At 36.2% G+C, this 20546-nt stretch carries 16 protein-coding genes and 2 tRNA genes; 4 read left to right on the top strand and 14 right to left on the bottom strand.

Annotated elements, in window-relative coordinates; translation table 11 throughout:
• Positions 1–505: 505 nt before the first annotated feature.
• The gene (gene fusA, locus J2786_RS19155) at positions 506–2572 is read left to right on the top strand and encodes an elongation factor G (protein ID WP_047428269.1); all 2067 of its coding nucleotides are present in this window, start codon (positions 506–508) and stop codon (positions 2570–2572) included.
• A 158-nt stretch (positions 2573–2730) separates the two neighbouring features.
• On the opposite strand, the gene J2786_RS19150 is transcribed toward fusA, so the two are convergent.
• Positions 2731–4269, bottom strand: a complete 1539-nt coding sequence (locus tag J2786_RS19150) for a SulP family inorganic anion transporter (protein ID WP_047428272.1) — start codon at positions 4267–4269, stop codon at positions 2731–2733.
• Between the two features lie 618 nt (positions 4270–4887).
• Here J2786_RS19150 and J2786_RS19145 point away from each other — a divergent pair.
• Together J2786_RS19145 and J2786_RS19140 are read left to right on the top strand one after the other, a co-directional pair.
• Positions 4888–5316: a helix-turn-helix domain-containing protein gene (locus J2786_RS19145; RefSeq protein ID WP_047428275.1), complete on the top strand. Its 429-nt coding sequence runs from the start codon at positions 4888–4890 to the stop codon at positions 5314–5316.
• Between the two features lie 43 nt (positions 5317–5359).
• Positions 5360–5665: a helix-turn-helix domain-containing protein gene (locus tag J2786_RS19140; RefSeq protein ID WP_226798738.1), complete on the top strand. Its 306-nt coding sequence runs from the start codon at positions 5360–5362 to the stop codon at positions 5663–5665.
• 434 nt (positions 5666–6099) lie between these two features.
• Here the strand turns inward: J2786_RS19140 and J2786_RS19135 are convergent, their stop codons facing one another.
• Together J2786_RS19135 and J2786_RS19130 are read right to left on the bottom strand one after the other, a co-directional pair.
• Positions 6100–6939: a hypothetical protein gene (locus J2786_RS19135; protein ID WP_047428278.1), complete on the bottom strand. Its 840-nt coding sequence runs from the start codon at positions 6937–6939 to the stop codon at positions 6100–6102.
• A 912-nt stretch (positions 6940–7851) separates the two neighbouring features.
• On the bottom strand, positions 7852–9372 hold the full coding sequence (locus tag J2786_RS19130; protein WP_310026351.1) for a TROVE domain-containing protein: 1521 nt from the start codon (positions 9370–9372) through the stop codon (positions 7852–7854).
• Between the two features lie 447 nt (positions 9373–9819).
• Here J2786_RS19130 and J2786_RS19125 point away from each other — a divergent pair, with 447 nt between their 5' ends.
• Positions 9820–10272 carry a VOC family protein gene (locus J2786_RS19125; RefSeq protein WP_047428281.1) on the top strand — a complete coding sequence of 151 codons (453 nt, stop codon included), beginning with the start codon at positions 9820–9822 and terminating at the stop codon, positions 10270–10272.
• Positions 10273–10390: 118 nt separating this feature from the next.
• Here J2786_RS19125 and J2786_RS19120 read toward each other — a convergent pair whose 3' ends face one another.
• The 11 genes from J2786_RS19120 to J2786_RS19070 all read right to left on the bottom strand — a co-directional run bounded on the left by J2786_RS19120 (position 10391) and on the right by J2786_RS19070 (position 20471).
• Positions 10391–11734: an SWIM zinc finger family protein gene (locus J2786_RS19120; protein WP_047428284.1), complete on the bottom strand. Its 1344-nt coding sequence runs from the start codon at positions 11732–11734 to the stop codon at positions 10391–10393.
• Between the two features lie 3 nt (positions 11735–11737).
• The gene (locus tag J2786_RS19115) at positions 11738–14434 is read right to left on the bottom strand and encodes a DUF6493 family protein (protein WP_047428287.1); all 2697 of its coding nucleotides are present in this window, start codon (positions 14432–14434) and stop codon (positions 11738–11740) included.
• Positions 14435–15134: 700 nt separating this feature from the next.
• On the bottom strand, positions 15135–16169 hold the full coding sequence (locus tag J2786_RS19110) for a DNA topoisomerase subunit B (RefSeq protein ID WP_047428289.1): 1035 nt from the start codon (positions 16167–16169) through the stop codon (positions 15135–15137).
• Positions 16170–16212: 43 nt separating this feature from the next.
• Positions 16213–16767, bottom strand: a complete 555-nt coding sequence (locus J2786_RS19105; protein ID WP_047428291.1) for a 3'-5' exonuclease — start codon at positions 16765–16767, stop codon at positions 16213–16215.
• Positions 16768–16873: 106 nt separating this feature from the next.
• Entirely contained in the window at positions 16874–17416 is a 543-nt protein-coding gene (locus tag J2786_RS19100) for a 3'-5' exonuclease (protein ID WP_047428293.1), read from the bottom strand.
• A gap of 79 nt (positions 17417–17495) precedes the next feature.
• The gene (locus J2786_RS19095) at positions 17496–18059 is read right to left on the bottom strand and encodes a metallophosphoesterase family protein (RefSeq protein WP_047428648.1); all 564 of its coding nucleotides are present in this window, start codon (positions 18057–18059) and stop codon (positions 17496–17498) included.
• Positions 18060–18251: 192 nt separating this feature from the next.
• Positions 18252–19268, bottom strand: coding sequence for an RNA ligase, Rnl2 family (locus J2786_RS19090; RefSeq protein WP_047428296.1), 1017 nt, complete (start codon positions 19266–19268; stop codon positions 18252–18254).
• Between the two features lie 6 nt (positions 19269–19274).
• Positions 19275–19643, bottom strand: a complete 369-nt coding sequence (locus J2786_RS19085; protein WP_082001913.1) for a cyclic-phosphate processing receiver domain-containing protein — start codon at positions 19641–19643, stop codon at positions 19275–19277.
• 35 nt (positions 19644–19678) lie between these two features.
• Positions 19679–20164: a ribonuclease H-like YkuK family protein gene (locus J2786_RS19080; RefSeq protein ID WP_047428299.1), complete on the bottom strand. Its 486-nt coding sequence runs from the start codon at positions 20162–20164 to the stop codon at positions 19679–19681.
• Positions 20165–20241: 77 nt separating this feature from the next.
• Positions 20242–20312, bottom strand: a tRNA-Trp gene (locus J2786_RS19075).
• 83 nt (positions 20313–20395) lie between these two features.
• A tRNA-Leu gene (locus J2786_RS19070) sits at positions 20396–20471 on the bottom strand.
• Positions 20472–20546 lie beyond the last annotated feature (75 nt).

Raw genomic sequence — 20546 nt, 5'->3', positions numbered from 1 at the left:
TTCGTTATCTGTTTTAAGATATTTTTATGAAATTCTATGGATTTGAAAGATTCTCAGAAGATGATTTAAAAAGTGTTTAATATCCGTTCACGAAAAAATATTTTCAAAAATTCTTTGAAAATCAAAAAAAAATTATAATTTCGCAACCGATTAAAAATCAACAATGTCAACAAAAATGATAAATATTATAACGTTAAGCAATCCTGTCAGAGCTGTGTTCTTTGGCAGCACTGAATATTTATCTGAATAGTTCTATAGATCTTTTATACCCAAAAATATATTGAAGACCTGTCTATTCGGATAGGTCTTTTTTGCTGCCCTGATTTCAGACTTCAACAATTCAAACAACTTCTGTGATTTGTTAAGATCTCTGAAAATTTTCCTTTGATTCAAAATACAAAAAATGTTTTGCCGGCTCTCTGAGACCGGAGTGTATTTTGTGTTCATTTTTTTTAGAATCTTTTCAATATACAGATCTAACAACCAACAATTTAAATCAAACAAAATGAAATACAACACACGAAATATAGGGATCATAGCACACGTAGATGCAGGAAAAACAACGTTATCAGAAAGACTTCTGTATTACACCGGGCTTATTCATAAAATTGGTAATGTAGATGACGGAAATACCACCATGGATAAAGATATTCAGGAGAGAAACAGAGGGATTACCATTTCATCAGCTGCGGTTTCCACACAATGGAAAAAGGATGATAATGTTTATAATATCAACATTATTGACACTCCAGGGCACATTGATTTTGCTGTGGAAGTAGAACGTTCTCTAAGAGTTCTGGACAGCGTTGTCGCCGTTTTCTGTGCTTCTTCAGGAGTTCAGCCACAGACTGAAAATGTATGGTTTCAGGCTGAAAAACATGGAACTTCCAAAATCTGTTTCATCAATAAAATGGACAGAATTGGAGCAGATTTCTTTGCGGTTCTCAATGAGATAAAAACCAAACTGAATGCAGTTCCTCTGGCTCTTCAGATTCCGATGGGAGCTGAAAACCACTTTGAAGGTGTCATTGATCTCGTCAAAATGAAAGCGTTATACTGGACAGATGAAAATGGAGAAACCATTCTGGAGAAGGAAATTCCTTCTGCTTCTATCACAGAAGCCAACGAATACAGAGTAAAGTTAATAGAAACTCTTGCAGAATGTGATGAGACGTTTTTTGAAATCTTCATGGATACTGAACATACAGTCACTGTTGAAATGATTACAGAAGCTATACAAAGAGTCTGCAGAACAGGATCTGCGGTTCCCGTTCTATGTGGTTCTGCCTTTAAGAATAAGGGAGTCCAGCCTCTTCTCGATGCGATTGTAACGTATCTTCCGGCACCTGATCAGCTTGCTGACCTGCAGGGAAGAGACCCTCGTACAGAAGAAACCGTAACTCTGGCAAGGAATGAAACTGTTTCTTTTTCAGGTCTTGTCTTCAAAGTTGTGATTGACAAGCATATGGGCAGACTGGCTATGCTCCGTGTATATTCCGGAACAATTAAATCCGGAGATACGATATTGAATGTAAGAACGGGCGAAAGTTTCAGGATTTCCAGGATTTTACAAATGCAGTCTGACAAAACGTTATCTCTGGAAGAAGCCAGAGCAGGAGATATTGTTGCTTTGACAGGAATAAAAGATGCCAAAACCGGAGATTCTTTATCTTCTGTAGAAAAACCGATATTACTGGAAGCCATTACCATTCCTACTCCTGTGATCAGAGTGGCTATTGAACCAAAAACCAATGGTGATGAGAAGTCTTTTGGCTTGGTGCTGGCAAAAATCCAGGAAGAAGATCCTTCATTGGTGGTTGAAAGAGACCCGCAGACTGGAGAAACTTTATTAAGTGGATTGGGAGAACTTCATCTCGAGGTTACTCTGGAGAAAATCCGTCTGAATCATGATATTGAAATCAATCAGGGGAAACCTAAAGTTTCTTATCGTGAAATCTTAACGGAAACCAAAATCCATAGAGAAAAGCTGTCCAAGCAAAACGGAGGAAGCGGTCAGTTCGCTGATATCACTTTTGAAATAGGCCCGGGAAATGACCACGAACACGGATTGGAGTTTGTTAATATGATCAAAGGAGGAGTTATTCCGACTGAATTTATTCCTTCCGTTGAAAAAGGATTCAGAGAAGCTATGGAAAACGGACCTTTAAAAGGATATCCTCTGGAAAACATGAAGGTCACCCTTCTGGATGGTTCTTTCCACGCTCAGGATTCTGCAGCATTTGATTTTGAAATTGCTGCAAGAGAAGGATTCAAAGCGGCGGCAAAAGGATGTAATCCTAAACTGATGGAACCTGTTATGCAGGTGGAGATCCAAAGTATTGAGGAGTACACGGGAGCTGTCACCGCAGATATCAACAGAAGAAGAGGAATCATCACTTCTATTGATGAAAAATCGGGAAGAAAGATTTTTGCAGCGGAAGTTCCGTTAGCTTCAACTTTCGGATACATTTCTGATCTGAGAACGCTGACAAGCGGAAGAGCTTCCATTAGTATGAAATTATCACACTATGCTTTAGTGCCTGATTTTATCGCTAATACATTAATAACCTAAACAAGCAAGGACTGTAGATTTTTCTTACAGTCCTTGTGTTGTTATTGAGGAGTTTTTATAGTGAAAAGTCAATCGTCAATCCGTTGCGCTTGTCAATTTTTTTTCTACAAAATTCATCATTTCACTTGCGGAGCAAAATTTACTTATTAGCTTCTCACCTATTTTTCCGGCATCACTTTATAAGTCGGGTCTTCCTGAATATTAATTTCAATTACTGCTTCTGCATTTTTAAGTATTTTCAGGCAGTCTTCGCTGAGATGACGTAGATGTAAGGTTTTATGATATTGCTTATACCGCTTGGATAATTTGTCCAGAGCATCTATGGCGCTCATATCTACAACGCGGCTTTCTTTAAAATCAACCACCACCTGATTAGGATCATTCATAGGATCGAATTTATCTGTAAATGCTGTTACTGAACCAAAAAACAGAGGGCCATATATTTCGTAGTGCTTCACTCCATTTTCATCCATATGTTTTCTCGCTCTGATTCTTTTGGCATTATCCCATGCAAAAACCAGTGCTGAAATGATCACACCAACCAAAACTGCTAATGCCAGGTTGTGTAAAATCACAGTAACCAACGCTACAGTAACGCCTACAAAAATATCAGACTTCGGCATTTTATTCACAATTCTTATGGATACCCATTGGAATGTACTGATGGCCACCATCATCATCACTCCAACCAAAGCTGCCATAGGAATTTTTTCTATCACGGGTGCTCCGACCAGAATGATAATCAAAATAAGCAGGGATGCTACAATTCCTGATAACCTTGCCCTGGAACCTGCGTTAAGGTTTACCAACGTCTGTGCTACCATTGCACATCCGCCCATTCCACCAAAGAAACCATTGGTAATATTTGCCAATCCCTGAGCTACGGATTCTTTATTGGCGCTTCCTTTTGTATTTGTGATTTCATCTACCATTGATAATGTCAGAAGAGATTCAATAAGGCCTACTCCAGCCATAATTAAGGCATATGGAAAAATAATCTGTAAAGTTTCCAGTGAAAAAGGGATTTTCGGAATATGAAAATTGGGAAGGTTTCCACTGATATGAGCGATATCTGCTACCGTTTTTGTCGGAATATTAAATCCGAGAACAACTGCAAAGACAATAATAATAGCTACCAGAGAAGCAGGAACAATTTTTGTGATTTTCGGAAAAAAATAAACAATGGCGATTGTAAGAACCGTTAAACCAGCCATGATGTATAAAGGCATTCCCTGCAGCCAATGTACCGCACCACTACTGTCTGTTATTTTAAACTGCTCAACCTGCGCCATGAAAATAATAATAGCCAAGCCATTCAGGAATCCGTACATAACAGGTTGTGGAATCAGTCTCACAAATTTCCCAAGTTTAAAAATACCTACCATCATCTGAAGGATTCCGGCAAGTGCTACAGTGGCAAAAAGGTATTCTATCCCATGAGATTGTATCAGAGCAATCAGTACAACGATCGTTGCTCCTGCTCCACCGGAAACCATTCCCGGACGTCCTCCCAAAACAGCGGTTACCAATCCCATCATAAAAGCGGCATAGAGACCTGTAAGGGGAGACAGACCAGCCAGGATAGCAAATGAAAGAGATTCAGGAATCATCGTCATCGCTACCGTAAAACCAGCCAGCAGTTCATTTTTATAATTGATTTTTTTCGAAAAGTCGAATAAGCTTATAATATTTTTCATTGATTTGCAAAGGTATGGACTGTCCGGATGGTATACAATTTTTTCTTTTTATGATTTTTTAATGGACGAGTTTGTCATTTTAGATAATTCACACATCAGTTCTTATAATATGTTAATTTTAATTAAAACAAATCTATAAAGTATGATTTTTACATTTTCAAGTGTTTTTACTACTTATTTTTGTTTACATTTGAAAACGAATAAACAATTATTTGGTACTAATTAAAAATTCAATGGGTAAAAAGCTGTTTATCAATCTATCTGCAGCTTAACTCATAGAATTACGTAAAACCTTAATAGGTTATATATTATTTCACACAAATGGCAGGAAAAGAAGTTTGAAAGAGAAGAAGAGAAAACCATTGAAAGTAAAGAAATATATTCCAAGTACATTAAGGTGATCCCTACCCACCTGCTTTTAAGATATTTGGCAAATTACAAATACGTTTTATAAGATCAATGGTCTTATAATACCTGTTTTAATATTCTTACATCATCATTTTCATTTTCATCAATTCAAATTTCTGTGAATTAACGCCTACCATGCAAGATAATATTTATCACCTATTTTCGTTTTTTTATATATAAGTTTAAACAAAAGAACAATATTTATTAAAAATGTTATATAAAGAAATCCATATTGGGAAATTTATCAAGGAAAGAGTTGATGAAAATGAAATTACAGTAGAGAGGATATGTAAATTTTTAAGTAAAGATGAAGAAGCTGTCGAAATGATGTATGACAGCAGATCAATAGATACGGATCTTCTTTTAAGATGGAGCAAATTACTGGAATACGATTTTTTCAGACTTTACAGTTCACATTTGATTTTATATGCTCCTCCCTCCGCCATTAATAAAAACCAGCAGAAGTCCGAAAAAACGCCCTATTTCAGGAAAAATATTTATACACAGGAAATCAAAGACTTTATTATGAAAAGAATTCTTTCCGGTGAAATGACCCAGAGTGAAGTTATTAAAGAATATTCTATTCCGAAAAGTACTCTTCACAGATGGCTTCAGAAGAGTAATAATGCAAACGGATAAACAGATAAAAATGCGCCCAAATTACAAAAAAATTTACCAGGATATGCTGAAGATGGAATATCCTGAAAAGCTTAAAGATCCAAAAGTTAAAGACCTTCTTGAAAAGCTTCATACGAGCGAAGATGTTCTTAAGTTCAATGAAAAACTGTTCAAGCAATCCAGAGAAAATCAAAAACTCAAAACCTATGACAGGCAGACTATGCTAAAACTGCTTCAGTATCAAAAAAAGCATGGTCATTCTACGAGTTATATGTCACGAAAATATAAAATAAGCCGCACAACGCTTTCCAAATGGAAAGGAATGTTTGAAGAAGAGCTTGAAGATACAATGAAAAGTGCCGGTAAGTAATCTACCGGCATTTCTTTAAAGGTAATGGTAAGGAAAAAACCGGGCTAAACGTTTGCCGGAGTCGAACCGGATAACCTTGCCGGACTGACCGGCTTCGCTATTCCTCCCATAGTTGTGTTACGATGAATTTTTTCCTAACGACACTTCAAAATGGTAATATAAAGAAGCTGGAAGTGGGCAGAAGAAAGGGATTAAAGCCTGATGATCTCTCTGACTTTATAGAAAATTATATACAAAGATCTTTCAACGTCCCACTTCCGGCTTCTTGAATGTTTGAAAAACAAGGCAACGGACAAAAAATGCAGTCGTGCTCTAACCTGCTGAGCTACTCTTCCTATATAGACCGTGTTTTTTTTTGTGGAAGAGACGGGATTCGAACCCGTGACCCCGTCGTGATGAGCGAAGTAACATTTTTCTACGGCACTTGTTTGTTTTTATTTTTCTTCTTCAGCAATATATGTTTTGACAATAGGATGAACGCTGGCATTTTCCGGATAATAATTTAACCCAAAGCCTCTCCATCCCGAAGACCAGTAAAGAATCAGTTCTTTGAGATAAGGAATGTCTTTGGTTTCATCATACTTAAAATTTTCGTTATTAATTTTTTGCACTTCATCAATAAGTTCCGGATAAAACCTCTTATCTTCATCATCATATACATCTGTATAAATATCAAGATGATCTCTTAGTTCATATAGTAAGTAAGTTCTGAAATCCCAACCCAGAATGACAATGTCCGAACCTCTAATGCTTACTACAGGATTCCATTTTAAATTGTTGTTTTCTACAACACAAGCAGAATTCCTGACAGGTAATAATTGCGGAAGCCTTGAAAACCATTCATCAAAAATTTCTTTCCTTTTTTCGATTGATTTTGGTTTTATTCCCCAGGATTTCAACCAAACATGATTGACACTCATAATATCATCCCACATCCATTTGTAAAAAGAATTTATCTGGCTGATAATTTCTGTTTCATTCTCTAACCAATTATAAAAGAAAGTACATTCTTCTGCAATCAGTTCTCCATCATCCTCATATTCAACAATTTCTTTTTTATCTATAGCATGAAGAATCTTTAGAAACTCTCTGTGTTCATAGGTAAAGCTCACCTCATATTTTCTTTCAACCTGATCAATCTGTTCTTCAGAAAGCCCTTGCCATTGGGCGCCGTAAAATCCTTTAGGACAATTTTCATTATCTACAGACCACAGTTTTTCTGTGCGTTCTTTGACCCAGTATAAAAATTCAGTCAGATTACTTGGTATATTCATGGTTGTTAAAGTTTAAAAATAAAAAGAGGCAAGATTCGAAAAGACTTGTACAAGATCATTTCCATGACCTTCTGGAGTCGAACCAAATTAAACCGAAGCAGGCCTTTTCTACGGCACTCTTTTATCAATCAAGGTAATATTTTTTAGAATCTTCCGTGCATTTGCTCTACCTGCTGAGCTACCTCTCCTTTTCGGGGGAAAAGGCAGGATTCGAACCTGCGACCCAATGTTTACTCAATCTCGAAGTATGATTCTAAGACGACACTTGATGTTAATTATTCATAGTTATTAGTTTTCTTTTTACAAAATTATATTGTTACTGCGCATTCTTTTTACGCAGTTGTTTTTTATTAAAAAAACCAAGCAATAAGTTATAAGAGTAATTGATATTCAATTGAAAGTTGACGATGAAACTCTTATGAACGGCATTGGTCTGGTACCTGGGCAATCTGGTGAAAGACTCTTTCATTTTTGAATCGAAGTAGGTCTTTCTAACGGCACCGATATTATTAACACTGCAAAATTATATTACAGGTACGCAATCTTTTTACGTAGTTTGATTTTTATTTAAATATTTGTTCGTTTTGCCTTGAAGCAAAAGAACCAAAAGTTCAAGACCTGGAAACTCCGGCTAAAAATAACCTACACTCTCTAAAAATTCTAAAACTTGCGCGAATGTTATATGAGCTCTTCGTTTCACTTTCTGTGTCGCGCTTCAAACAGTAGAATTTTCTTGACGTTCGTATAGCTTATTTTCTTAACGCCTCCATTTCCTATGTCATTCTTTAATTCCAGCCAATTGATTTGGAATTTTCTATGGATATTTATAATTCAGTGTTTTTAGAGTGGAAAGCGGGAGTAAGCTCCTGAATATATTGATTGTTTTTTTATATATTTTAAAAGCAGTGCCTGTTACAGCACTACTTTTTGAATCATTTTCACTGCCGATTTTTTGTCTTCCAAAGCATTCAGTACATCGAAAATTTTGTCTGACCAACCTGCAATAAGATGTACATCATCCTTCCTGATATCCAGCGGCTGCGTACCATAACCTGCAAGGTCAAAAATATATAGCTTTGCATGAGGCGCGATGGCTTTGTACTTTTTCCACACGTCTTCAAAGGAGTTTCTTTTTCCCGTGCTATCCCACATCTGAGTATCGGTGAACAGCATTACTTTATCTACCTGCTCGTTTCTTTTGATAAGATCCTCGATAACCAGGTAACCATTGGTGGAATATCCTACTTCACCTTCACGCTTGTAAAAGGCATCTACATTTCTTAAGATACCATTTTTCGGCATTGGAACTCTTAGCCAACGGTCGCCGAAGATACCTGTCACCACATTTTTACATTGTGACTGAAGGATCATAGACATCAGCAAACCGATATCATACAGCAAAATTTTACTTTTGCCAGAGACTGGCTTCTGCATGGAACCTGACACATCGGCAGCGATCACCACTGAAGTATCAAAACCAAAGCCTTTGATATTTTTAGCACTCACCACCACTGCATCTTCCAATGCTTCCAATACAGATGACAAATAAGGAGAATCTATATTTTTTAACTCTCGATAAGCCGCAAGGAATCTGAATGGGAGCTGTTTTGAACCGGATACGGCCCTTTCATCTGAAAGATATCTGCATACTTTATTCATTGCATCTGGTGATACGCTCGCTTCCAGGATATTCCTCAGGTTTCTCATGGTTGCCATATAACCCAATTTGTTACTGAAGATCAGTTCTTCCCATTTGTTTTTGAAGGCCATTTTTCTTTCCGCATCATTGGCAAATTTTGTCTGTCCCAGAACGTAAAGTTCAACTTCCCATGTATAGGGAGTTTCCAATGTATTGTTGGCAATTTTGTTGAAAACGGCCTGCTGATTTTCATCTTTAGCTTTCGGATGAACCAGGAATAATGCATCTTTCAGCGTTACTTCCGTTTTTCTGTTGTATTTTGCAAACTGGTACTCATCAAATTTATTGAATGATTTTACCAGACCTTTCTGAATCTGTTTGGACAGTTTGTTCAGTTTCTTGGTATCTGTTCTCTTATTGGCCAGCTGGTAGTATGCCAGCAACTCTGTGATTTCATCTGCTCTCTGAACGATTCCGTTTACTGTTTTACTTACAAGGTCTGTACCTGAAGTCTGCTTTGCCAATTCGGTTGTTAAAACCAATGGAATGGATCTTAAATACATATCTTTTCTGGCATATACCGCCAGCTTTGCCACAAACTCAGGATCATTTTTTTTAATCAGAGACTGGATTCTTTCCAACCTGTCATTTCCTTTTTCATAGTTGGCATCTGACAGTCCTGTTGTAACAACAGCACTATACAATTCTTCTGCAGGTGTCATGGCATATGCTTTTGCACCTTCGTAGTTCAGTACTACTTTTTTATTTTCTTTTTTTAAAAAATTAAATTTCATGGTTACTGTTTTTTTGTTAAACATGGAGAAGAATTGATACTTCCTCTCTGATTTCTGATGCAAAGTAAAAACAGTATTACGCAATCTTTTTGCGTAGAAAATTTTTCTTCGTTTTTTCTATTTTTTATTTCGGAAACGTGTTTATATACATAAATGCTCGTAGATTTTGCGGATTGCGCAGATTTTTAAGTTTTGGCTAAAGCCGAATGAAAGGAGGCAATTTGAAAGGCGGGCTAAAGCCCACCTCTATTGAATTGTATTAATTTTTAGAATTTGTTCATCCGCAGATTTCAAAGAATTGCACAAATATTGTGATGATACAATGGCATTCATCATTCATCATTCATCATTATAAAATCCTTCTATCATTCATTTTCATTAAAGAAATCGTCTGTAGTCAGTTTTTCGGTAAGGCTTTTTTAGCTTTGCTTTTATTAAAATTAAGCTATGATTAAAGGAATATATGAGACTCATGTTCAGGTGAGCAATCTTGAAAATGCGATACAGTTTTATACAGAAGTACTGGGATTGAAACTGGCTCACAGGGATGAAACCAGACCTATTGCTTTTTTATGGGTAGGAAATGGAAAAGAATTTATGCTCGGATTATGGGAGCAGAAGGAAAATCTTCAGACCAGGCATTTTGCTTTTTCCAGCAGTAAGGAAGATATTCTGAATTATTCTGTGGAGTTTCTTAAAAAAAAGGATTTAAAACCTTACAATTTCCTTAAAAACGGAAGTACAGAGCCTATGGTATTTGCATGGATGCCTGCACTGGCTATTTATTTTAATGATCCTGATGGAAACCAGCTTGAGTTTATTTCTATTCTTGAGGGTGAAGGTAAGCCCGAATTAGGTGTATTAAGCTATGAAGAATGGATAAAGCAATCTGGAAATTAAACAGCACCTTGAACAGGCAATGCAGAGGCGGAAGAGAATAAGATAATATTTTCCCTGATAAAACAGAATTTATGCTTCTGCGATTACCATTAAAATAATAAGGTAAGTATTAGAATTTTTAAACATTAACCAGTCTTTTTACTGCCAGCACATGTTTACAGGGTCCTCTTTCTCCCTGATATTTACTGAACCATTCGCAGGTACAGCGTTCTTTCTCTTCTTCAATGATTACCGTATGGTTCACATCGGTTCCTTTTACTCTGGCTTCTGTTCTTTCTTTATTATTGTTTAAGATTTCTACTTTTCCGTCTTCAATCAGTTTTTCGGCATTTTTTATGCGGGGATTGAGCCCAATAATACGACTTAATTTAAAAGGAAGTCTACGGTAGAAAAATTCTCTGTCATCAAGATCATAACCCAGTAATCCCATTGCGGCAAGCCTGCATGTTATATTTTCAATTTTGCTCAAACTGATATTCTCTTCCCGGGCAAGTCTGCCAGGGTTAAAAGACTGATTGGTATAAGCATATTTATCCAGCGCGTCAACCCATTCATCAGGAACATCTGAAATCAGGTTATCCAACATGGCCCCTTCTCCTGAAAAGCCTCTCCAGCATTCTCTCGATAAAGAAAAAGTGAAACGAATATTTCCCATATAAAGCTGCCATGTGGTAGACTGCATATTTGCATGTGGAAAAACCTGCATGCTATCAATATAAGGAAGAATAGGTTCTAAAAGCCGAAGCCTGTGAAGCCCTCCTACACAAACAGAATCTACAGATTTCACGGGAGAAAATATAGGTTTATTACCTCTCACAATTAAATAATAATCTGACTTCACCACTCCTTTCGGCATTCCTCTAAACAACTGCTGTGTCTGGATTTTATTGAAGGTATAACGCTTTTCCGATTCTGATAAATACACCTGAACAGTTCCCAGTCCTTTGATCCATTTTGCAGGCAATGGTACTTTTCTTTCTGTTACCCTGGTTTCGTCCTTGTATAACTCTACTTCTTTTTGTCCTACAGAAAGCATAATTTTTTCATTCGGACGGACGCTTCCTAATGCCGTTATCATAGGCTGATTGAAATCCACATTTGTCGTTCCATTTTCAAGAAACTCTCCATCCAATCCATCCGGCAGGACATCTACTCTTGCGTAAACTCCTGCACAATGGGAAAAACCTTCAAACTTTACTCTTTCATTTCCTGCTGTTACTATAGGATCTTTAAGAAGTACCATCTGAAACGGCGATAGATTAAAACTGGATTTCACTATATTGGAAAGCGTGATCAGACATCTGGCCAGAATAAAAGGCTGTCCTACATTTCCCCAAAAGAAACAGGGGGCATCAGTATTTTTATGTACCTCACTGTATTTCGCAAGAAACAACTCTTCAAGTGCACCTTTCCTAAATAAAGAGGATACACCTGAATAGTTGTAAATAAGCGTATCTCCCATGATCTATTTTTTCAGAAGAAGATTACAGATTTTTTTCAGGCTTGAGTTTTCTTTCCAGATATTTAATTTTTCAACGACTTCCTGATGTACGAATGAATGGTTCAAAGCCAATACTTCGTGGTAGATTTCCAGAATTCTTTTCAGATTGGTAACAGGTTCTTCCATTTGAAGTAAAATATTGAAAATCAATTCCTCAAGAGCTGTATTATGATTTTTACTTACATTAAGCATGTGGTGCTGCATAAGATCTGTGAATCTTTTCACCGGTGCCCATTCCAGTTTTTCGTGCAGACCAATTACTCTTCCCAGCCTTGCATTATCCATCATCTGGCAAGAAACATGTTCAAGCCAGATTTCGGCAGCAGTTCCGCGAATGGTCTTATCACTGTCCAGGAAAATAGTCCCAAGAAACAAATAACCGATTTCATCCAGAGGTTTTTTAATCTGATAAAGCGTATTCGCAGTATTCAAAACAAGACTTCTTTCAAACACTTCAGCAATTCCCGAATAGAAAAGACAGTATTTAATTACTTTCGCCAGTGCATTTGCAGGAGTATTGGGGAAACAAAGCATCAGCGCAGGAATTTCATTAAGCTCTTTCTGCTCTGCAACAAAATATTCCATGAACAGAGGCTCTTTTCTTTTTTCAAGATGATATTTTGGAATCGTAATATTCAGTTCTACCGGATAGTATGAATTTTTCTTATTGTCAATGGTTTTCCATTGGTAATCTCCAGTAAAGAATTCTGCAGAAATATTATTATATCCGAAATCTTTAAATTCCTCAAAAACTGTTTCAGGTGAACGGGTAATTCCAGCTGTCATCCACCATGAAGGATGGATAAACTTACCTTCCGGCTTTGCATTTTTTCCAAAGAAGAAAAGCAGTAATTCTTTATATTCGCCTTTTAATCTTTTCTCTGCTTCAGCAATAGCTTTTGAAGTATCATCCAAAGCACAACGTTGCAGGGCCAGCTGAATATCCAGATGATGAGGTTCTGCATTATTTTCCTGATAGCGCTCCAATCTCTCCACCAGTGTTACAGGAGAAATCCAGCATGGTGCATGGGTAATAGGAAACAATAAAGGGAGTTTGTCCCCGGATTTTATTTTTTCAACTGCATATATAGCTATATCCTTAAAAGCCTGTCTTGCAGGGCAATCTGCTCCAACATCTTCTATAGGACCTAATTTTTTCTGATAATTGGAGTAAGACTCTCTTGTCGCTTCCTCTTCTTTGGTTTTCTGGTATATCTTTTCCAGATTCTTCAGCTGAACCGGATATTTCTCCATTAAAGCCAGCCCATAATTGATAATGGCATTGCATAGTAAAACATTCAGATAAGGAACTTCCCATTTTGCAATGGTTTTACAGGCTTTCAAAAACACGGGTTCCATCAGTTTTACAGAATCTTCATCCACATCTCCGGCAAACCTGATAAATCCCGTCAAAGCAATATCACAGTGATAGCTATATGGATCATCCATTGCCAGAGGCAGATAGAACATAAGATCTTCAAAATTCTGAAGTATCTGTACTGCATTTCTATCGGAAGTCAGCAACAGTTTTTCTGAAGCAATCGCCTCCAGTTCCGGCTGTTTCTCTTCAATATATTTTACCAAAAGAGGACGCACATTGGATAATATATTATCAGAATAATGAGACAGAGCTACTATCATATTTTCTGAAGCCGGAATATATTTAAGGATGATCTTCGCTGCTTTTGATTGTATACCATCATCTTTACTGACAAACGCTGTACTTAAAGCCATTCCAAGCATATCCGGATCTATTTTCTTTCTCTGGAATATTTTTTCAGTAAGTCCCAGACTGGAAACCACTACTGTTTTTACCTCTGAACTCAGTAGATTCGGAAGGTAATGGGAAAATTCTTCATTTTTAAATTCAGAAGTTTCCACAATTTTTTTCAGATGTGATAATATTGTATTTACCGCTTTTGACTGTGAAGAAACAAGTCCTGCAAGCAATTCATCCTGTAGATCAGCTAATTCTTCTTCCGTTGGTTTTAATGATGTAAACGCATCCATAAACCAACCTGTGACATTTTTATTAAAGTTTCTGTTGGCAGCCAGCAGGCACTCTTTCAGAAATCTTTTTCTCTCAATTTTCTTATCCGTAATAAGCTTTTGAACAATAGGGAACCATTCTTTACGGAAAGGTAAAGATTTGGAAGGATATTCACACAAATACCAAAAATGAGTATTAAGGGTTTCCGGATGGCCGTCAAGATCTGCCGGGTAATTACTGAGATGGTGTCCCAATAATTCCGGTTTGGGCTGTACATATCCTTTCTCTGTCCATCCTAAAATATCTTTATAATTAAATGCTGTAAATTCAGCTTCAACCGATTCATTGATAAAGTCTGAAAACCAATCCGGACATCCCCATTCCAGTATCTGATCAGTCTGTTCTGCATTGCGGAAAAGACTCCAGTAGTTTTTACCAAAATTCTTTTTGTCCATGCAGACAAATGAAGCTATATCTATAATGGAATGCTGATTCACAGATCCTGCCGTATGGTAGGAGTTTTTAGTCATTACAATTTTACTGATCTCACGATCCATTTTCTTTATAGATGGCACCAGTGTTTTCCTTTCTTCATTACTAAGCTCTTTTAAAAAAGGGATAATCTCATGTATCTTTTCCTCATTAAGGATCTCATAAAGTCTTTCTTTCATGTGCTTCTAATTTGATGTATAAATTTGTTTCAGGTTATTGAGCAACGACTTCTTTTTTATCTTTTGGTATAAGTTTTTTAAGAAAAAGAACCATCTCTTTTATTTTACAGTTTAAGTATTTTCTCTTAAAACCCTCATCAATAAGCATAAATTCATTCTTGTCAGCTAAAATAAAAAAAAATGACTGAGAGACAGTAAATTATCCCATAAAAGTGATTTTTTTAACAAATATTAAGTTAATAAAACAATTGCTATTAAAGCATTTAACAAAACAAAAACAATTCCCTGTTTAAAGATATATTGATAAAAAAGTAGATAAAAGCTGTCTACTATGATATTTACACATCATTTGGTGTCTTAATTTCAGAAATTATCATACCATACGGCAAAATCAGTTTACCTTACGGATACGTTAATTTTTTTTAAAATAATAAATACAGGGACCAAAATGAAATCATCCCGTAACCTTTAGCTATAGGCTCTTTCCAGTATGATGCTGAACTCTTAAAGAAAATAAGAGTTCCTACTCTGATCATTCATCCTGATTGTGGAAAAGATATTGCGGATTCTATTCCCAATGCCTAATGGCTTCTCATTGAAGGGATGGACATTCTATTCCGATGGAATTACATGATATACAGTGAAAGTATTGTCAATACTATCAACAAAAAGCTCCCATATTAAAGGGAGCCTTTTTATACTATTCATCCTGTACGACTTGTAGAATATGAATTGCCTTATCTTCATTGTTGGCAAAATAAAGTTTCAGTTCTTCATACATAAATTTCTTAATTTCTGTCTGTACTTTTGGAGTTCCAAGCGTCCATCTTGTTGAACCCAAAAATGTAAGATCTCCCTGCACAGAACCATAAAGCAACAGGTGTTTTTTTAGTCTTGACGAACTTATATTCAATTTCATATCTCTCTTTGCCGCTTCTTTCTTCAAAAACATCTTGAATCCCTGTATAATTCCATCCAGTAAAGATCCTCCCAAAATGGTTTCTTTATAATTGGCGTACATCTTGATTTTAGGTTTAAAGACCTGGCTATCAACAAAGGCAAATGCTACTGAATATGAATATTCTGTTTTTTTCTGAAAATTCAATGTAAAAAAACAGAAATCATACTGCAATCTCTTTTGCACTTCATAATCTATGATCTCAGCTAAACCATCTGAGTAATGAAAAATATTAATCTGTTGTTCATCTCCAGATTCATCAATACTTCTTATTTTCAAATTTGGATTCAAAAAGGAAAATCTTCTGAATAAATCATTCAAAACCTTATAACTCAAAATCAAACCTTTAAAAATATCCTGATCAGGAATGAAATCAATCATCCAACTGCATGCTTCTTCTTCATTAATATGATTGATGCTGTCCAAAATATCAAAATTTCCTTTTTCTGATTGTAATACAGGTAAACCATTAATCTCAATTGAAGAATACTCCGTCAGTGCAATAATACCTGCCAATGATAAATAAAACTCTCCTTGTTTATATTGATCAATACTCTTTATGATTTCTGTATTAAAAAGCGTTTTTTCAGGACTGGTCCATTTCATGATCAGTCTATTATCTTTTTTCAGGATGAAAATGATATCATAGATTCCTGCTCTGATGAAATCTTCAATAAAATAGCTTACTAATTCATTAAAGCCAAAATGGTTCAGAAAACCTATATACATTGCAGGTCGCATTCTGATATGCTCCAGCACATTATATTTTTCAATCATATATTAAGAATCAAGATATTTAAATATATGAATTTTTAAAATTTTATAAGGACTTTTGAAGACACCAATGCAGAATCTTTGCAATATTTTTGGCATCATCTACTCCTCTGTGGTGGGTACCTTCTAAAGTCATCCCCAATTCACCCAAAGCTCTGTTCATTCCGACACTTTTCCTGATGGTAGGGTGAATTTCACCGAATAATGTCTTCACATTGATGTGGTCATCACTCATCGGATAATCTGTGTAGAATCTTCTTGCCTGATTCTGAAGCATATTCAGATCGTAATTTCCATAGCTTGCCCATGTCAGTTCTTCGGAATCATACTCTGCTCTCAGGATATCGAAAGCGTCATCCAGCATAATACCTTCATGATCCAGCATATTTTGGGTAAGGGTGGTCAGTTCCGTACAGAACGGACTTACTTTTGAATGTTGGGGTTTTATTAAAATCCCTTCATTTTTATAGATCTTACCGGTTTTTGCATTCATAATGCATACTCCGATTTCGATGATCTCACTTTCCTGACCTCTTGGAGGCCGGTTTTCCCAGCACGTTGCTTCAAGGTCTACTATTAATATATTTTCTGTTGTTTTCACTTGTTTAAAATTTAATTGTTAAAGGATAGAAGACGGATACGGGAAGTTTCCATAGTCTGTGAATTACCTCCCGCCTTTAGTTTCAGTCTTCCATTCTGATTACTATTTACAGAATCTTACTTAAAATTCTGGCTGTATTGTAAGCATCGTCTGCTCCGCTGTGATGGGTACCTTCAAATTCCATATTCAGATAACTCAAGGCTCTTTTAAGTCCTATTTGTTTGTGTAATTTAAAATGTCTTTTAAATTCATGCATCACATTCATATAGTTTTCTGAAAAAGGATTGGTTATCCCGAGCCAGTCACACTGTTCTATAATCTGCTCTCCATCAAAGTTTCCATATCCTGCCGATGTAAGCGGTGCGGAACTGTATTGATCTCTGATCATTTCACAGGCTTCTTCAAAATAGATTCCTTTTTCTTCTATCAGTTGAGGAGTAATTCCGGTCAGTTCTGTACAGAATCTGTTGATTTCTGATCTTTCAGGAATTACATAAATGCTTTGTTTTTGGGAAATTGCTTTTGATTTTAAGTTTAATTTACAAATCCCTATTTCGATAATATCGACCTGTTGCCCGACGGGAATTCTGTCGTTTTCCCAGCATGTGGCTTCCAGATCGATGATTATGATCTCATTGGTTGTATTCATGATTTTTTTGAAATTAGAAACTGGAGGTAAGAAGTTATCAGGTTTATAGTTCTCTTCAGCTTCCTTTCATTGTTAATTGTTAGTTTCTTGGAGCAAATGGAGGCGTCCATTTTTTCCTTTTCATTATTTCTTTGACTTCCTCGTAGGAAACCGGATAAAAATTGTGGCAGTCTACCCCAACGTCAAAACTGAGTGCCATCTCATCATCCGGCAGTGTTCCGTGTGAATGACCGTATAACTGCCAGACACCGCGATGTGAGCCATTCCAGGTACGCATGGCGTAATGGAAAAGAATAATTTTCTGTTTGCCATTGCTTTGGTCCGGCTCATCAATTTTCAGTTCGTGATAATCTCTGATGGAGGTAAATCGTTTGGGATACGTTAAAGCTGCTCCTTCATGATTGCCTTTAATCAGATGGATATTTCCATTTAATCTATCCAAAATCTCTTTTGTAAAGTCTGGTTTTCCTAAACTCATGTCTCCTAAATGGTAGACTGTATCACCAGGCTCAATCTTTTCATTCCATCTTTTAATAAGTTCTTCATTCATGTGGTCCAGTGATTCAAAGGGTCTCTCTGAAAACTTTATAATATTCTCGTGACCAAAATGATGGTCTGCTGTAAAAAATATATTGGGTTTCATTTTTTTAATTGTTTTTTCTTTTTTAAACCACCCCGTCAAAAATTCTTTGAATTTTCGCCACCCCTCCAAAGGATGGGAATTGTCACACTTTCATAAGTCTTATTTCTCTTTAATACAATGAAGTGTTTTCGTTCTTCTGATATTGATGGTTAAGTTTATACATAAAAAAGTTTCGGTAAAAAATTACCGAAACTATACTTTAAGAGTCATCAACTCTTCTTTTATAAAATCAATCGCTAAAGAATTCAACTTTTTGTTGATCCTTTTCTGCTCTTCTTTTTCAATCGCGGCAAAAGCTGCCGGGAAGTCTTTTTGAAAGTCTTCTAAAATATCCTGTGAAAAAAGACCAATCACCTTACCTGTCATTTTAGGTTCGAATTCGCCTATTTTGCTCACCACATTATTCAATCTGTTGGCTGTAGCATACTTTTGGATTTCTTCCCAGATTTCCTGCGCTTTTTCACCGAAATGAACCTGTTTATGAACAGTTTTACCCTCTTTTTTAACCATTTTGGATTTTTCGACCCATTTTTCATTCTTATTTTTCAGAATAATTCTGGCTCCGTTTCCAAAGTATTTGGTTTTCAAAGTTTTTACGATGGTTCCTTCACACATATTGTTCTCCAATTCAGGTAATCCCAGCCAGGCCGGAATTTGTGAATTGAAAACATTGGGGAATTTCAAAGCTTCTTCCAGGGTTCCCTGAAACAAAATTTTAGCATAGAAAAATCCTGTCTCTTCAAAAATCTGATTGACCACTTCTGTATCCAAATAGGTAATCCCATTCAATTTGATATCGAAAGCGTAAAATTCGTTGTGAGGGGCATACTCAATGCCTTTCTGCACCTTCACAGTATCTTTTACAGGTTCTACTTCTTTATGTTTGTAACCGCCACCGAACAATTCACCGTAGATCACTACAGTTTCTACATCCGGGTGTATGGTTTTCACTTTCTGAAACACTTCTATTACATTTTTTCTGTAGCGTTCCAAAATCTGATGTGCATTGAAAAATTTTTCATCCTGTTCGATGAAAGCAGTTCTCTTCGCGATTTTAATTTCCTTTCCGTCGGTAAAGAAAGAGAAATTAGCTCCATGAACTTTTTCCTGTACTATGAAAACCTCATCCCCAAAACCCTGCATCCTGATCTGTTCGATCACGCGGGCCTGGTAAGCATTTTCTATAGCGTTATATGTTTTGAAAATCATTTTGTTTTAGTTTTTAAAGTTTTTTAAAAGGGAAAGAATATTTTCCTTTCCTACCGGATTCATGGAGTGACTATAGAATTTTGGAAGATCCAAATAATTATCCATGCAATATTCTACCAGCCATTTGGCGCAGTCGTATCCTGTTTTTTCAACAAATTCCTGAGAATCCTGTTTCAAATAGTGCTCGTCTGCAAGATCATGGTCAAAAGAGATCATTTCCGGAAGTCCTTTTTCCAAAATCCTGTTGACAAACTGCTCGTAGTTCCGAACGATATGCCAGTCGCTTCTGAAGAAAATATCCTGTTTTGTATAATGATAGGCCTCAACAGGATATCTTATATCATCCAGAAATAGTAATCTTTTTGTTTTTTCCATGATTTAATTTTATAATTATTAAGCTTCCAGCTTTATTACACCATCATATCAGCACAGTTGGAACTTGCGAAGGCAAAAGGTTTTGCTTTAAACACATATCCCATTCCGAGAATATATCCCATGGCATCTTTTAATGCTACATTGGATTTAAAATCCGGGTCGGTATTAATGTCTGCGTGTACCTCCATTTCCACACCATAAGTATCCAACACAGAGCAGATCGCGTATGCAATTTCAACGGATTTGTTGACTTCATTCAGCATTCGCTCCTTGATACTGATACTCTGTATTTCTCTTTCTTTTCTAATAAAGGTAAACGCTCCTTTTCCCTCACGAATAAATACTACTGCCGTAGCATAATTGATGGCATCTCCATATACATGAGAGTCTGATCCCACACATACTTTCAGACGGTGTCCGTTGGCCTGTTCGCGGATGATGGCTTCTTCTACCAGCTGTGTGATAGAGTGTTGGAAAATTTTTCCATTCATATTCTGCCATGTTTGTTGTTGCGTTTCCATTTTTTCTACATATTTTAAATTGATAAATGATTATTGTTAATTGATAAATGATAACCCGTTACTGGTTTCATACTTTGCATTCCGAACCGGACTCGAACCGATACCATCAGTTTTGGAGACTGAGATGCTGCCATTACACTATCAGAGTAATTCATGAGTAAGTAATTGGTAATGAGTAATATTTTCTCTTTTTATTATTATCCATTGCTCATTATTTATTACTTACATTTTTGGTACGGAAAGAGGGATTCGAACCCCCAAAAGCTTGATCCTAAATCAAGAGTGTCTGCCATTCCACCATTCCCGCAGGTTTTTTATAAGTAATGATTAATTGGTAATAAGTAATATTTTCTCTTTTATTATTACTCATTATTCATTGCTT

It is taken from the genome of Chryseobacterium vietnamense (genome assembly GCF_031454475.1).
Classification (GTDB): domain Bacteria; phylum Bacteroidota; class Bacteroidia; order Flavobacteriales; family Weeksellaceae; genus Chryseobacterium; species Chryseobacterium vietnamense.
This window is presented reverse-complemented; position numbering and strand designations above follow the sequence as displayed.